This window comes from Rhizobacter sp. OV335, from assembly GCF_900142965.1.
GTDB lineage: Bacteria > Pseudomonadota > Gammaproteobacteria > Burkholderiales > Burkholderiaceae_C > Rhizobacter.
Genome location: NZ_FRCQ01000016.1, coordinates 72,153 through 86,999, shown reverse-complemented (window position 1 = coordinate 86,999; position 14,847 = coordinate 72,153). Strand labels below are relative to the sequence as shown.

The window sequence follows — 14,847 nt, the reverse complement described above, 5'->3', positions numbered from 1 at the left end:
ACAGCCGCAAAAGACCTTCCCCACGCCTCATCATCCTCCACGCCGACCCATGGCCACGCCGACCGATGCCCAGCTCGACCAGATCGCCGATGTCATCTTCGTGATGCGCGATCGCAAGACCACGCGCCTGCCCAAGCCGGTGACGAGCACCGGGTCGCCCGCGGCCGCCAAGCTCAGCGCCGCGCTCGACTGGATCGGCACCGACCCGGACCTGGGGGCCGCCGGCATCGGCGTGATCGACTTCACCGCGGACCCGATGCACCCGCTGGTCTGGATGCACAACGGCGACTTGCCGTTTCGCATCGGCAGCGCCAGCAAGATCGCGATGATGCTGGCCGCAGTGCAGCTGCGGCTGGACGTGCGCAAGATCCTTGACCTGCACATCGTCTCGACGCCGGCCGAGTTCGATGCACTGTTCAGCAACCGCAAGCTGTGGTCGCGCAGCAAGAGCCCGCGCAGCGAGATGCTGGAGATCGCCGACCCGGCCGCTGCACCGCAGATCTCGAAGATCTTCGACTTCGCGAAGCACCCGGTGGATTTCTTCGGCCCCGATCCGAAGCAGGCCAACCTGCCCGCCCACAAGACCGCCATCACCAGCCGCCTGACCGCCACCGGCGGCGAGCTGACATGGGAGAAGGCCTCGACCTTCGCCTTCTCCGAACGCTTCTGGCTCACCGGCAGCCTGTCGGACAACGTGGCCGCCACCGCCTGCGCGGCCGAGATCGGCGTGCCCTACATCAAGGCGGTGCTGCGCTCCTACGGGCTGGCGGACCTGGCGCACGGCATGAGCCTGTACCCGACCAGCGGGTACGCGCCCTACCCCGACCGCCGCAAGCCGCCGCCGCCCTCGCCGCCGCGCCCGCTCACTGGGGTCGACCCGATCAAGGTCAACGACTGGTGGCGCGACGGCGCCGGCGGCTTCACCGACAACAGGTCGTGGGTGCCCGGCTCGGCCGCGGCGCTGGCCGCCTTCATGACCGCGCTGATGACCGACGCCTTCGCCGACGCCGGCGGACTGGTCGCCGGGCTGGATGCCTGCGAGGACATCCGCACCAACCTCTCCGATGGCGGCGCCCAGGCGATCGTCAGCTTTCTCGTCGACGGCGCGGACCCGTCGAACACACTGGGCGGCATCAAAGGCACCCCGGCCACACGGGTCACCCGGCAGCTCAACAAGATCGGCATCCTCAAGAAGTCGGACGGTGCCAAGTCGCCGCTGGTGGCCGAGTTCGTCTACGTGGAGACGCTGCAGAACCCCGCCCCCGCGGCGCCCCATCGCTCGGTCATGAAGTACGCGGTGGTCGCCGTCGGGCTCATTTCCGACGCCGCGCTGGGCGCTTCGCAGAAGAGCGAGGCGCTGGGCATTGCCGTCCACAACGCCTTGCTGACGCTATGAACGACACCGAACTGCTGCGCGGGCTGATCGACGACGTGGTGCTGGCGCTGGCCCCGCTGGTCGAGGCGGCGCACGAGCCCGACGCCTGCATCGCGCTGCTGCGCGAACTGGGCTGGGCCACCGCCTCGGTTCCGGCCCCGCTGCAGGCCCTTGCGGCCGCTGGTGCCGGCCTGCTGGATGCCCTGGCCGCGGAGCCCGGCGAGCGCTCGGGCGCCGGGTTGCTCGCGTCCATCGCGCCGCTGGTGAACGCCCTCCAGGCCATCGGCACGCAGCCCGACAGCGCCTTTCCCGACAGCGTGGACATCGCCGCGTTCAAGGCCACCATCGCACGCGACCTGCTGAACCACGTCATCGTCGAGCACCTGCTGGGGCGCCGCTACCGGATCGGCCGCTGGCTCAAGCTGGCCGGCATCGTGCAGTTGGTCGCGCAGCCTGCCAGCGGGCGGCGGCTGGCCTTCACGCAGCGGCGCATCGACTGGCCGCGCGTGGGGGCGCTGCTCACCGACCCGGTGGCCGGGTTCCGCGACAGCCACGCCTGGATCTCGGCGGCGCCGCAGCGGGCCCAGGCCTTCGGCGACATCGCGGCGGTGATCGAAGGCGCCGGGCTGGACCTCTCTTATTTCAAACTCGACCCCGGGCAGCTCGCCTTTGCATCTGCCGGATCCACGCAAGGGCCGGCGCAAGCGCTGGGTGTCCGGCTGGACTTCAACGAGACGCTGGGCCTGCAGGCCGGCAGCGAGGCCGGCCTGCAGTTGCTGCTGCGACCGGCCACCGCCCAGCGCGGCGAGGCCCTCGCAGTCCTGCCGTTCGCGACGCTCGGCGCCGGCACGGCGAGCACTGATGACAGCCAGATCTCGCTGGCAATCAGCGGCGACGCCGACCTCGCGCAGGGCTTCGCGCTCACCTGGGCGCCGGGTCGCGCGCTGGAGGTCGATGCGGGCTTCCTGCGCAATCCACCCGCCGCTGCGTCGCCGACGCGCCTGCAGCTGGACTTGCGCGTGCCGCCGCCCGCGGGCGACGCGGAGCGCGTGCTGCTGGGTGCGGCCGACCGCAGCCGGCTGGCGATGCGCAGCGTGACGCTGTCGGCCGGCGTGGCGTCGGCAGGTGCGCTCGATGCGTTCGTCGAACTGGGCCTCGAAAAGCTGCACCTGGCGGTGAAGCCGTCGGCCGACGACACCGATTCGTTCATGGCCAGCCTGCTCGGGCCCGACGGGATTTCGGCCGAATTCTCGGTGGGCTTGCGCCTGTCCAGCCTGAGCGGTTTCCACCTGAGCGGCTCGGGCGGGCTGCAAGGCCGCTTCCCGGTCGGGCTGCGCCTGGGGCCGCTGGACATCGATGCGGTCACGCTCGGCCTGACACCGAACGCGCAGGGGCTGGACCTCGATGTGGGCGCGTCGGTGCGCGGGCGGCTCGGGCCGGTGCGGGTGCTGGCCGATGCAACCGGCCTGCGGCTCGCAGCCCGTTTCCCCGATCCGCCGGTGGGCAACCTCGGACCGCTGGACGTCGGACTCGGCTTCAAGCCCCCGAGCGGCATCGGCCTGACGGTCGACGCGCAGGGCGTGCTGACGGGCGGTGGCTTCCTGTTCCACGACGAGGCGCAGGGCCTGTACGCCGGCGCGATGCAGTTGTCGCTGCACGAGCGCATCACGCTGAAGGCCTTCGGGCTGATCGCCACGCGGCTGCCCGACGGCAGCCGCGGCTACTCGCTGCTGGTGTTCATCACCGCCGAGGACTTCCAGCCGATCCCGCTGGGCCTGGGCTTCACGCTGCTGGGCATCGGCGGCATGGTGGGCGTGAACCGCAGCTTCGACCAGGACGTGATGCGCCAGGGCCTCAGGAACGGCACGCTGGCCACGCTGCTGTTCCCGCGCGATCCGGTGGGCAATGCACCGGCGCTGATCCGCTCGCTGGCGGCCGCCTTCCCGGCCCGCCGGGGCAGCTACCTGCTGGGGCTGCTGGCGCGCATCGGCTGGTTCACGCCGACGCTGGTGCTGATGGACCTGGCGCTGATCCTGGAGTTCGGCTCGCGCACCCGGCTGCTTGCGCTCGGGCGCATCAGCGCGTTGCTGCCGTCGGCGGCCAACGACCTCGTGCGCCTGAACATGGAAGCGATGGGCGTCATCGACTTCGATGCCGGCACGGCCGCGGTCGATGCGGTGCTCGTCGACTCGCGGCTGGCGCACAAGTTCGCGATCACCGGGTCGGCCGCGCTGCGCGCGGGCTTCGCCTCCGGCCCGAGCTTCGTGCTGGCCGTGGGCGGGCTGAACCCGCACTTCGCACCGCCCGCGGGCTTCCCCGCGCTGGACCGCGTGGCCATCGCGCTCAGCTCGGGCAACAACCCGCGCCTGGTGTGCGACGCCTACTTCGCGATCACGTCGAACACGGTGCAGTTCGGTGCGCATGCGTCGCTGTATGCCAGCGCCGCGGGCTTCAGCGTCGAGGGCGATGTCGGCTTCGACGTGCTGGTGCAACTGGCGCCGCTGCACTTCATCGCCGACTACCACGCCAGGCTGCAGCTCAAGCGCGGCTCGTACAACCTGTTCATGGTCGAGCTGGCCGGCGAGCTGGAGGGGCCACGTCCGCTGCGCCTGAGCGGCAAGGCCAGCTTCAAGATCTTCTGGTTCCACTTCTCGGTGCACTTCGATGCCACGCTGGTCAGCGGCGAGCCGCCTCCACTGCCCGACGCGGTGGACGTGCTTGCCCAGTTGAAGCAGGCCCTGGTGGCGCCGAGCGCGTGGCGCATCGAGCGCAGCGCCGACCATCCGCATGGTGTCGCGCTGCGCAGCCTGCCGCCGTCGAGCGCGCTGGTGCTGGACCCGCTGGGCCGGCTGTCGGTCACGCAGCAGGTGGTGCCGCTGAACACGGCGCGCGACATCGACACCTTCGGTGGAGCGCCGGTGCTGGGGGCACGGCGCTTCGCGGTGACGGCCTCGATGAATGGCGCGCCGCTCGCCAGCACGGCCCGGGCGGCGGCCTTCGCGCCGGCCCAGTACTTCACGATGACCGACGACCAGCGGCTCGCCGCGCCCGCCTTCGAGACGATGGATGCCGGCTGCGTCTTCGGCAGCACCGCCCTGCTGATCGATGCGCCGCAGAGCGTGGCCGCGACGCTCGGCTACCGCACCGTCGTGGTCGGCGAGGCCGCCGTGTCCGCGCCCTATGTGCTGCCCGCCGCGCAACTGCCGGCCTTCAGCCGCAGCGGCTCGGCCGCGCGCGCGCCGGTGCGCCAGGTCGGGCGGGCCCGCTTCCGCAGCAGCGTCGCTGCACCGGCGGCGACGCTGCAGGCCCCCCAGTGGCGCATCGCCGCGAACACCGGCGGCACAGCGCTGCCCGCGCTCGCCGGTGCCGCCACCTGGAGCGAGCAGCACGCCGCCCTCTCCACCCTCAACCGCGGCAAGGCGCTTTACCAGCTCCTGCCCGCCCATGAACTCCTCGCCTGAGGCCATGCCATGCCCGACGTTCCAGAAGCCCACCTGAGTTTCCTGCCCTGGGTCCGCCAGGGTGTCGCTGCCGCCATCGGCAACGCCGATTCGCTGGGGGCGATGCCCGGCGCCGTGCAGTTGAAGCTCACGCTCGCGGTCAACGGTCAGGCCGTGGTGCCCGATACCACGATACGCCTGCGCGGTCCGGCCGATGTCGTCGGCATCGACGCCCACCAGGTCGTGCGCACCGAACCGCGGGCGAACAGCACCGACTTCGAGTCGAACTTCTTCCCGACCATCGAGTTCGACAGGGCCGATTTCCCCTGGCTGTTCACGCCCGCGGCGGCCAACCCGGCCCAGGCCTCGAAGCTGCGCCCGTGGCTGTGTCTGGTGGTCGTGCGCCAGCAGGAAGGCGTCGCGCTCGACAGCACGCCCGGCACGCCGCTGCCCACGCTGACGATCGCGCCGCCGGCCCGGTACTTCGCCGAGCTGCCCGACCTGGCCGACAGCTGGGCCTGGGCGCATGCGCAGGCCGCCTCCGGCGACGCCACCGAAGGCGCGATGCGCGCGGCGCTGGAAGGCGCGCCCGAGCTCGCACTGTCGCGTCTGGTGTGCCCGCGCCTGCTGACGCCGGACACCGACTACATCGCCTGCGTGGTGCCGACCTTCGACCTCGGCCGCCGGGTCGGGCTGGGCCAGCCGGTGACCGACGCCGAGATCGCCGCCGCCAACGCACTGGCGCCGGCGTGGAGCGTGGCCCCGGTGTCGCCGCTGCGGACGTTGCAGTTGCCCGTCTACCACTCATGGCGCTTTCGCACCGGGCCGGGCGGCGACTTCGTCGCGCTGGCCACCCGCCTCACCCACGTGGTGCCGCCCGGCCTCGGCCAGCGCAGCGTGGACATCCGCCACCCGGGCTTCGACTGGCCCGCCGACCTGCCCGCGGACACGCCGGCCGAGGCGCCGGTGCTGGTGCAGGTCGAAGGGGCCCTGCAGCCGGTCGGCGCCACCGCCGCGCCGGTGCTGTGGGCCGATGCGGCGGCCCCCCGCTTCGAGAAGGCGCTGGCCGACATCGTCAACCAGCCGGCGCTGCACCCGCGCGACCAGCCGCTGCTCGCGCCGCCGCTGTACGGTCGCTGGTACGCCGGCCGCAACACCGTCGCACCCGGCGCCGCGAACTGGCTCGACACGCTGAACCTCGACCCGCGCTGGCGCATGGCCGCCGGCATCGGAACGCAGGTGATTCGCCAGCACCAGGAGGCGCTGATGGCCTCGGCCTGGGAGCAGGCCGCGCAGATGCAGCCCGTGAACCAGCGCCTGCGCCAGCTGCAGATGAGCCTCGCGGTCGGCGAGAGCCTGCACGCGCGGCACCTGGCGCGGCTCGCGACGCCGGCGACCACCGAGCGCATGCTGCGCATCGCGGCACCGGCGATGGCCCGCATCCGCATGCCGGTCGCCGCGCTGCAGTCGCGTGCCGCCGCTGCACCGCCCTCGCTCGGCCGCACGCTCTACGCGCAGATGATGGACTCGCCGCTGCCGGTACCTGCAGTGCGTACCGCGATGCGCCGCGTCGGCCGGCAGCGCGGGCCGCTGACGCGCCGCATCCTCGCGCAAGGCTTCGTGCGTTCGCCGGTCTACACCTGGGTCTCGCGGCTCAACGAGGGCGGCATGGTCGCCCCGAAGATGCCGCCCCCTGCGCCGGTCTACGCGCCGCTGCCCGCGCTGCCGTCCGTGGCCGACGTGACGGCCGTGCTGTGGAACCGCGGCTTCCAGGTGGCGCCCGAGAACCAGGCCCTCGCGGCGCTGCCGCCGGTCGACCTGCTGCCGGTCTCGTGGGACTGGCCGGGCCGCTTCCGCGCCGCGGCCGTCGAGCACCTGGCGCGCATCCGCCTGCCGCAGGCGGTGGCGATCAAGCCGCACCTGACGCTCGACCAGGCCGCCGACCTGGTGCTTGCGCAGATGCACCCGCGGGCGGCGCTGAAGAAGCTGGCCCAGGCCGTGGTGGCCACCGACGCCAGCCGCGTGCTGCCGGCCGCCGCCGCCGGCGTGGCGCCGGTGGGCGTGGAGACGGTGATGATGACGCCCCGCTTCGCGCAGCCGATGTACGAGCCGCTGAAGGAACTCGGCCAGGAGCTGCTGCTGCCCGGCCTCGACGCGGTGAAGCCGGAGACCGTGCTGGGCCTGCGCACCAATCGCGCGTTCGTCGAGGCCTACATGGTCGGTCTGAACGTCGAGATGGGCCGCGAGCTGCTGTGGCGCGGCTTCCCCACCGACCAGCAGGGCACCTGCTTCCGCAACTTCTGGGGCCAGGACGCCGGCAACCCCGCGGGCGTGGACATCGACGACCTGCGCAACCGGCCGACACGCCTGCTCGGCAGCCCGCCGCCCGGCGCGCCCGCCGACGAGTTCGTACTGCTGTTGCGCAGCAGCCTGCTGCGCCGCTACCCGAACGCGCTGATCTACCTGACGCCGGTCGGCGCGGTCACGCCCTCCACGCCGGAGGTGTTCCCGATCTTCAACGGCGCGCTGGACCCGGACCTCGCCTTCTTCGGCTTTCCGCTGGCGTCGTCCGTGGTCACGGGCAATGGCAGCAGCACCGGCTACTACGTCGTGTTCCAGGAGCACCCGACGGAGCCGCGCTTCGGCCTGGACGACGGGCGCCAGCCGCCCGGCCTCACCCACCTGCCGATCGGCAGCACGCTGCCGGACGGCATCCCGGCCCAGCCCGGCTACAGCTGGGGCCGCAACGCCGCCCACGTGGCCGGGCTGACGCGGCGCCAGCCGGTGCGCGTGCTGCTGCGCGCCTCGCAACTCCTGTCCTCCTCCTGACCTGACGGACTCCGACCCATGAGCAAAGATCTCTTCGACAGCAGCCTCGCGATCCCCGCCGCTCCCGCCGCGCCGGACAACGGCCCGCCGCCCGCCGTGCTGTGCCGCAGCGACGTGCCGCTGGTGCTGCTGCCGGTGCGGCTGGAGACGCGTTTCTTCCCGCAGGCCGACGGCAGCACCGAACTGCGCGTGCGCGTGTACCCCGACAAGATCCACATCGACACCCACGAGCGCGACCTCACCGCCGACGAGCAGACCTGGGGCCGGCACTACTGGGTGCAGGACTGGTCGGCCGGCGACGCGGACGCGGCCCGCGCCGATGCGTGGCGGCAGATCGCCGACCGCGTCGGTGCGGCCCGCGCCGCGTGGATCGCCCGCGTGCTGCAGCCCACCAACGCGGCGCAGCGCCCGGCTGCGCCCACGCCGGCCGGCCAGGCGCTCGCGACGCCACCGCTGTTCCCGGTCATTGCGCTGGCCACGAGCGACGCCACCTGGCGCCACCCACCGCAGGCCCGCCTGCTGCCGGACCGCTTCATGGCGGTGCTGCATTCGGGCGGCCGCGTGGTGGCGAGCGTCAGCGGCGCCGACATCCACGGCTCGCTGGCGGTCGGGCCCGACCCCGACCCGCACGCCGTGCCGATGGACGCGGCGACCGAGGCCGCCGTCAAGGCGGGCGAGAAGCTCGCCATCGACCCCGGGATGAACTGGATGGTCGACTTCAGCGCCGCCGAGCAGCTCGGCATGGCGCTGCGCATCACGGTCACGCCGGCCATGCTGGCGGCCGGACTCGACAGCCTGGTGGTGTTCGGCGTGGCCGGCTCGCTGAGCGTTGCCGACAGCGCCCGCCAGCTGGCCGACCTGCTGGATGCACACCACTACACCGACGGCCTGGCCTTCCTGCGCCCGGGCACCCCGACCAACAACTCGGACGACCGGCGCACCGGCTACAGCAGCAAGGATCCCGGCCAGCAGCGCAGCTTCGCGCTGCAGACGCAGAGCACCGCCGCCATCGCCAGTCCCGTGCCCAGCAACGCCCTGCGGGTGGGCACCGCGCTCGGCCTGCCGTTCGACCGCATCGAGCCGACGCTCGCGCGCATCGACCGCGGCATGGCCCACGACGACACCGACATGCGCTGCATGAACACCGCACTGTGGCAGGTCGGCTGGGGCTACTTCCTCGGCAACATGATGGGCAGCGAGTCCGGTCTCACCACGCCGGACATCACCTGGGCGCGCACGCATTTCACCGACCACGTGCGCTGCTTCGGCCCCTTCCCCACGCTGAGCTGCGGGCCGCAGCCCTACGGCCTGTTGCCCGTGACCTCGCTCGACCTGTGGCAGCCCGGCGCGGGCGAGGCCGTCACCGCGCAGGACAGCTGGCTCAAGGGCATGCTGGTCACGCTGCGCGACCAGGTGTGGCGCCCCGCCGCCGCATCGGCGGCGCGCATCGGCAGCCGCCAGGCGCCGCCCGACCCGGACGCCGACCTGGTCGACGTGATGCGCACCGATGCGCTGTCCAACGCCTACGGCGCGCGCAGCGTCTTCGGCCGGCATTTCCTGTCGCACCTGTACCGGCTGGTGGCCTCCAGCATCGCCGACAGCGACCCGGCGCAGGCCAGCCTGCTGCAGCGGCTGGGCCTGGTGTGGCGCCCGCGCTCGGCGCACCTGTGGAACGCGAACTGGAACTTCCGCGTCAACGTGCCGCTGGTGCAGGCCGGCGAGGTTTCGCCGTGGGCGCCGCTGGCGCCCAACTACATCGCCGACCTGCTGGCCGCGAAGATCGATGCGTTGACCGCGATGCGCCCGGACCCGCAAGGCGACGGCGCCGGCTTCAGCCTGCTGCAGACCCTGCTGCGCCATGCGCTGCTGCGCGAGATCGTGCAGGCCGCGGCCCAGCTGCAGGCCGCCGCCACCGGCGCGGACCCGGGCCCGTTGCTGCGCGACGCCGAGCTGATCGACCTGGTGGCCGGCGCGGCCGCCACGCCGCACAGCCTGCGCCTGCTCGACAGCCCGCAAGGCAGCGGCACGCTGCGCGCCTTCCTGGACGCACAGACGGACTTCGACGCGTCGGGGCTCGCCGCTCTGCGCGGCATGCGCCTCGCGCTCGGCCGGCTGAAGGACCTGGACAGCGAAGCGCTGCAGCACCTGATGCAGGGCACGCTGGACCTGTCCGGCCACCGGCTCGATGCCTGGGTGACCTCGGTCGCCACCAAGCGCCTCGCGGCCATGCACACCGAAGGCCAGACCGTCGGCGCCTACGGCTGGGTCGAGAACCTGCGGCCGATGCCGGCGGCCAACGTGAAGGCGGTGAGCGTGCTGCCCGCCGGCGAGCCCGGCCCGCTGCAGACGGCAGCCAACGACAGCGGCTTCATCCACGCTCCGTCGCTGACGCATGCGGCCACCGCCGCGCTGCTGCGCAATGCGCAGCTGGGCACCACCGGCGTGCCGGCGGCCGACGGGCCGTTCGCCATCGACCTCTCGTCGCGCCGCGTGCGAGAGGCCAACCGGCTGCTCGACGGCATGCGCCAGGGCCAGCCGCTGGGTGCGCTGCTCGGCTACCGCTTCGAGCGCGCGTTGCACGACACGGTGGTTGACGCCGGCCTGCACCTGGACCGCTTCATCGCGCCGCTGCGCCGCCTGGCGCCGCTGGTGGCGCGGCCCGCATCCGGCAGCAGCGCGCCGCTGGAGACCATCGCGGCCGCCAACGTGGTCGACGGCCAGGTGCTGAGCCGGCGCTGGAAGGAAGAGCGCGCGACGGTGCTCAACGTGCTGACGGCGCTGGCGCCGAGCGCCGGCGAACTCGCCGCGCTGAGCGCGCTGCTCGACCGGATCGGCGACAGCATCGACGGCCTGGGCGACGCGCTGACCGCCGAGACGGCCTACCAGATGGTGCGCGGCAACACCACGCGGCTGGCCGGCACGCTGGCGGCCATCGCCGACGGCAATGCCCCGCCGCCGCAGCTGGACGTCACGCGCACGCCGCGCACCGGCACTGCGCTCACGCACCGCCTGCTGGTGCTGATGAGCGGCACCGCCAACCTGGGCACGCCCGGCTGGCAGGCCGGCGACGCCGGCATGCGCTCGCGCGCCGACAAGCTGCTGAACTTCTGGGTGGGCAAGCTGCTGGGCGACGCGGCCAAGGTGCGCTGCACCATCGAGCGGCTGGACGCCGCCGGACAGGTCGTGGAGACACGCCGGCTCCCCCTGAGCGAGCTGTCGACGGTGTCGATCACAGCGCTGGACATGGTCTACGGCGTCGAGGCGCCGAACAGCGTCGCGACGCCCGCTGCAGGCCAGCCCGCGGCGCTCAGCGTGATCGAGCAGCAGCTGCTGTACTACGTGCGGCGCAAGCCCGGCGGCTTCGACGCGCAGGCTGAACTGCGGCTGCAACATGCGCGGCCGATCGACCTGGCGGCCGGCGAGATCACGCTGTTCGACCTGCTGGAGCAGGCGCGCAGCGTGCGTCGCCTGCTCAGCGTGGCACGCGGCGCCGATCCCGAGGACCTGAACCCGCCGGAGCGCAGCGGCCAGGGCAGCGTCGACCTGGTCGACCTGGAGAGCCGCGCGGTGCAGGCCGAGAACGCGCTGAACGCCGCCCACAAGGGGCTGGACACGCTGCTGGGCAAGTCGGCCACCACGGCCGAACAGCTGCGCGCCGGCCTGGTGAAGCTGGGCGCCTTCGGCCTCGACCCGGCCGTGCCGGTGAGTGTGACCGGCGAAGACCCGGCCGCGATCGCGGCGCTGTCGAACCAGGCGCGTGCCCTGCTCAAGCTGAGCGGCGTGCGCATGGACCGCTTCCTGGCGCTGCGCTCTCAACCGGTGGCGGCCGATCCGCGGGCGCGACGCGACCAGCTGGTGGAACGCCTGCGCGCGGTGTTCGGCAATTCGTTCGTGGTGCTGCCGCGCTTCAGCCTGGCCGCGGCGGGAGCCGCCGAGATGGCCAGCGCGCTGGCCGGCAGCACCCAGGCCCAGGGCGGCGATGCGCTGGCCGCCAACACCTGGTTCGCGCGCAGCGAGCGCGTGCGCGACGGCGTCGCCCGGCTGGGCGCCTGCCTGCAGCGCGCCGAGGTGCTCGGCGCGCCGGCGCGGCTCGCGCTCAGCGTGGCGCAGTTGCCGTGGGTCAACGGCGAACGCTGGGTCGGCCTGCCGGTGCCGGACGGCGCGACGCTGCCGCCCAGCAAGCTGTCGCTGGTGGTCCACACCGTCGGCCCGGTCGCACCGGCGCAGGTGCTGACCGGCCTGCTGGTCGACGAATGGGTGGAGGTGGTGCCCGCCACGCGCGAGACTACCGGCCTCGCCTTCCAGTACGACACGCCGAACGCGGCTGCGCCGCAGTGCGTGCTGATCGCCGTGCCGCCGGTGCCGGGGCAGGACTGGACCACCGAGACGCTGCGCCGCGTGCTGGTGGAAACACTGGACCTGTCCAAGCTGCGCGCAGTCGACACCGGCGCGCTCGGCGCGGCCGCGCAGCACCTGCCCGGCCTGTACCTCGCCTTCAACCCGGTCGACCACGCGGTGTCGACCGATTTCAAGCCGCTGACGGTTCCCGCGGCCTGAGCCGCTTCCAGCACGGATCGATCATGTCCACCTTGACAGTCACCATCACCTCTCCCGGGCCCAACACCACGGTGGGCTCGCGCAGCATCACGGTCCGCGGCGGCCTCACATTGCACCCGAGCGGCGGCCACACGCTGGTGGGCCATGCCAGCGTGTCGGTCTCGTTCGGCATCAACGGGCCGACGGTGGCCGCCACCGTGACCGCCGACTCCAGCTGGGTGTGCACCGGATCGCCGGCCGCCGGCATCCATCCGAGCACGCCCATCACGATCACCGCGTCGGCCTCGGCATCGTTCAAGTTCTTCATCCCGGCCGACCGCTCGTGGGACATCGAGGACGTCGGCGGATCGGCCAGCGTGTCGGTCGTGCTGCCGCCGCCCGTGGGCCCTGCGCTGACGATCGCGCCGCCCGATTCACCGCTGACGATCGTGACCGACGAGCTGCCCAAGACCGTGAACTTCAGCGGCACGGCCGTCGGCATCGACGCGCCCATCCTGACGGTGCAGTACGCCGTCGACGGCTGGGTCGAGGGCCCGCTGTCGGTGGTCGACAACGGCAACAACTACGGGAACTGGAGCGTCTCGCTGCCGGTGCCTCCGGGCCAGCACCTGCTGCGGGTCAACGCCATCGACCGCTTCGGCACGGCGTCGAGCATCGCCAAGCCGATCGTCGTGCAGCCGAAGACGCCGATCGTCGTGCCGCCGGGCGGGCGCACCACGCTCAGCGGCGCGCCGACCAGTTCGTCGGTCACCAGCTGGACGCGGCTGGAGCCGCAGAGCAACGGTGCCGACATCGGCATCAGCGCCAGCGCGCGCGTGTTCGACCCGCTGTGGTTGATGACGCGCCAGTGGCAGATGGGCGAATTCCAGGGCGAGGATGCCGGCACGCCGGCGATGGCCCGCGTGCGCGCCACCAACGCCATGCTGACGCGCAGCTTCGTCGGCGAACTGCCGCGGCCGGCCACGCCGAGTTCGGCCGCCGTGAGCGTGGCCGGCACGCCCTACGACCCGGCACGCACGCCGCTGGAGGTGATCGCCGAGCGGCGGGCCATGCGCCCGGCCGATGCCGGCGATACCCGCATGCTGAGCCTGGCGGTCGAGGCCGGCCTGCACTTCCTGCGCATGCTGGAGTTGCAGGCGCCGAGCAAGAACTACCGCAGCGCCTTCATCGCGCGGCTCGCGCTGCAGCGCCCACCCGACGGCGCGACCACCGACGAGGCCACGCGCCGCTACCTCGACAGCATGCAGGGCCGCGCGCCCGACGGCCGCGTGCTCGCCGTCCGCCTGCGCAGCGCCGGCGGCGCGGCGCTGCTGGCGGCGGACCCGCTGCTGGCCATCGTCGCGGTCGACCAGCCCAAGGTGCAGGCTGCCGCGACGGCGTGGCTTGCGTGGTACGACGCCGTGTGCAGCGAGCCCACTTCCGCGTCGGGCGATGCCTGGCTGCCGTCGCGGCTGGAGTACGCGATGGCGGTGGGCACGCGCCTGTCCGCCGCTGCGCAGGACGACATCACCTACGTGGCCGCAGAACTCGACGGCAGCCCGGTCGACTGGGCGAGCTTCGACGTGCATGCGCAGGCGGCACTGGGCACCGCGGCGTCGCCAGCCTTCGCGCCGGTGGTCGAGACGACGATCCCGGCACCGGTGAGCTTCCGCGGTGCGCCGGCACCGCGCTTCTGGGAGATGGAAGACAGCCAGGTCGCCTACGGGCTGGTGCCGGTGGGGCCCACCGACTTGGCCCACCTGATGATGATCGAGTACGCCAGCAGCTACGGTAACGACTGGTTCGCGGTGCCGCTGACGCTGCCGGTCGGCTCGGTCACGCGCGTCGAGTCGCTCGTCGTGACCGACACCTTCGGCGTGCGCAGCCTGGTGCGAGCGATCGGCGACGCGGCGCTGCCGCCGCCGTACTTCTCGATGTGGCAGCCGAGCTACGCGCAGCCGCCGGCCGGCTCGGCGCTGAAGACCGCAGTGAACCGCTTCTTCCTGCCGTCATCGCTGGGCCGCAGCCTCGACAGCGGGCCGCTCGAAGAGGTGCTGTTCATGCGCGACGAAATGGCCAACCTCGCCTGGGCGGTCGAGCGCAGCGTCGAGAACCCGATCGAGCAGCCGGCGCAGCGCGACGAGGCGGCCGACGCGACGCCGCCGGTCGTCGCCCCGACCAGCGCGTGGCCGCACTACCGGCTGTCCACCACCGTGCCCTTCAATTGGGTGCCCCTACTGCCGGTGGAGCAGCCGAACCCGCTGTTCCCGAACAACCCGGCGCAGGTAATCTCGCGCTTGCAAAAAGGCGCGGTGCTGCAGCCCGACGGCACGAGGACGGTGCACAGCTCGGTCGGCGAGGTGCTGAACGCTGCCACGCCGCTGCTGCTGTACGACGAAGAGGTGCCGCGCGAGGGCACCCGCGTGACGCGCCAGCGCCGGCTGACGCGCTGGTCGGACGGCTCGACTTGGCTGTGGACCTCACTGCGCAACCGCGTGGGCCAGGGCGAAGGGTCGAGCGGGCTCACCTTCGACGCAGTGGATGCCAGGCGGCAGGAATGACCACGTCGACAGCAGCGGCGCAGCGACCATGCCGCCGACCACGAGCGAAGAGATCCGTGTGGGCCGACTCAAGGCGTCGCTCGGATGGTCTTCGGCTTCTTGGTTC

General features: G+C 72.7%; 5 protein-coding genes. All 5 read left to right on the top strand.

The features are described from left to right. Positions 1 to 49 precede the first annotated feature (49 nt). Genes BUE42_RS17605 through BUE42_RS17585 form a run of 5 tightly spaced genes read left to right on the top strand, consistent with a single transcriptional unit; the run spans position 50 to position 14,741 of the window. Positions 50 to 1,396, top strand: a complete 1,347-nt coding sequence (locus BUE42_RS17605) for a serine hydrolase (RefSeq protein ID WP_073466548.1) — start codon at positions 50 to 52, stop codon at positions 1,394 to 1,396. Further along, on the top strand, positions 1,393 to 4,836 hold the full coding sequence (locus BUE42_RS17600) for a DUF6603 domain-containing protein (RefSeq protein WP_073466547.1): 3,444 nt from the start codon (positions 1,393 to 1,395) through the stop codon (positions 4,834 to 4,836). Before BUE42_RS17605 ends, BUE42_RS17600 begins: the two co-directional genes overlap by 4 nt. A gap of 9 nt (positions 4,837 to 4,845) precedes the next feature. Continuing rightward, positions 4,846 to 7,644: a hypothetical protein gene (locus BUE42_RS17595; RefSeq protein ID WP_073466545.1), complete on the top strand. Its 2,799-nt coding sequence runs from the start codon at positions 4,846 to 4,848 to the stop codon at positions 7,642 to 7,644. Positions 7,645 to 7,662: 18 nt separating this feature from the next. After that, positions 7,663 to 12,201 (top strand): hypothetical protein, encoded by a 4,539-nt coding sequence (locus tag BUE42_RS17590; protein WP_073466543.1) that lies wholly within the window; start codon positions 7,663 to 7,665, stop codon positions 12,199 to 12,201. Positions 12,202 to 12,224: 23 nt separating this feature from the next. Next, complete coding sequence (locus BUE42_RS17585) at positions 12,225 to 14,741, top strand: hypothetical protein (protein ID WP_143171570.1); 2,517 nt, start codon at positions 12,225 to 12,227, stop codon at positions 14,739 to 14,741. Positions 14,742 to 14,847 lie beyond the last annotated feature (106 nt).

What these genes read in the sequence shown, in the direction of transcription:
- BUE42_RS17605 (WP_073466548.1), top strand. Translation starts at nt 50, where the DNA reads ATGGCCACGCCGACCGATGCCCAGCTCGACCAGATCGCCGATGTCATC.
- BUE42_RS17590 (WP_073466543.1), top strand. Translation starts at nt 7,663, where the DNA reads ATGAGCAAAGATCTCTTCGACAGCAGCCTCGCGATCCCCGCCGCTCCC.
- BUE42_RS17595 (WP_073466545.1), top strand. Translation starts at nt 4,846, where the DNA reads ATGCCCGACGTTCCAGAAGCCCACCTGAGTTTCCTGCCCTGGGTCCGC.
- BUE42_RS17585 (WP_143171570.1), top strand. Translation starts at nt 12,225, where the DNA reads ATGTCCACCTTGACAGTCACCATCACCTCTCCCGGGCCCAACACCACG.
- BUE42_RS17600 (WP_073466547.1), top strand. Translation starts at nt 1,393, where the DNA reads ATGAACGACACCGAACTGCTGCGCGGGCTGATCGACGACGTGGTGCTG.